This window comes from Hoyosella rhizosphaerae (assembly GCF_014643175.1).
Taxonomy (GTDB): Bacteria; Actinomycetota; Actinomycetes; order Mycobacteriales; family Mycobacteriaceae; genus Lolliginicoccus; species Lolliginicoccus rhizosphaerae.
In genome coordinates this window covers 1-1009 of record NZ_BMJH01000013.1, presented here as the reverse complement: position 1 = coordinate 1009, position 1009 = coordinate 1, and the positions used below count along the sequence as shown (strand labels likewise).

Below are 1009 nucleotides of genomic sequence, written 5' to 3'. Positions count from 1 at the left end.
CGTGGGAGTTGAGGTCGCGGTCGAGGGGCTGACGAAGTCATTCGGGTCGACGAACATCTGGTCGGATGTGTCGTTCACTATCCCCAATGGAGAGGTTTCTGCGTTGCTCGGGCCTTCGGGTACGGGTAAGTCGGTGTTTTTGAAGTCGCTGATCGGTCTGCTTCGCCCGGAGCGGGGTTCGATCGTGGTGGATGGCACCGATATTTTGCAGTGCACGCAGCGTGAGTTGTATGAGATTCGCAAGTTGTTTGGTGTGCTGTTCCAAGATGGTGCGTTGTTTGGGTCGATGGACTTGTTTGACAATGTGGCGTTTCCGTTGCGGGAGCACACGAAGAAGTCTGAGTCTGAGATTCATAAGATCGTGATGGACAAGATGGAGCTTGTGGGTCTGCTGGGTGCGGAGAACAAGCTGCCGGGTGAGATTTCGGGTGGTATGCGTAAGCGTGCGGGGTTGGCTCGTGCGTTGGTGTTGAATCCGGAGATTTTGTTGTGTGATGAGCCGGACTCGGGTTTGGATCCGGTGCGTACGGCGTATTTGTCGCAGTTGATTTTGGATATCAATGCGCAGATTGACTGCACGGTCTTGATCGTGACGCACAACATCAATATGGCGCGGACGGTGCCGGATAACTTGGGGATGTTGTTCCGCAAGCATTTGGTGATGTTTGGTCCGCGTGAGGTGTTGTTGACGTCGGATGAGCCTGTGGTGGGTCAGTTTTTGAATGGTCGTCGTTTGGGTCCGATTGGTATGTCGGAGGAGAAGGACGAGGCGCAGCGGGCGGCGGAAGAGGCGATGGCTGCGGCTGGGCATTCGGATGGTTCGCCGGAGGAGGATGTGCGCGGTATTGTGCCGCAGATTCGTCCGACGCCGGGGTCGCCGGAGCGTCAGGGTGAGATTCGTCGTCGTGAGCGTGTGCGGCATTTGATGGATGAGTTGCCTGAGCCTGCGCGTCGTGCGATTGAGCAGGAGTTGGCTGAGTATGAGGCTGAGCAAGCTGAAGCCAGGAGC

1 protein-coding gene is annotated in these 1009 nt (G+C 56.7%); it reads left to right on the top strand.

Annotated features, from left to right (window positions below; translation table 11 throughout):
* Position 1 precedes the first annotated feature (1 nt).
* The coding region (locus IEW73_RS16465) for an ABC transporter ATP-binding protein (RefSeq protein ID WP_188678044.1) at positions 2-1009 on the top strand (1008 nt) is incomplete at its 3' end.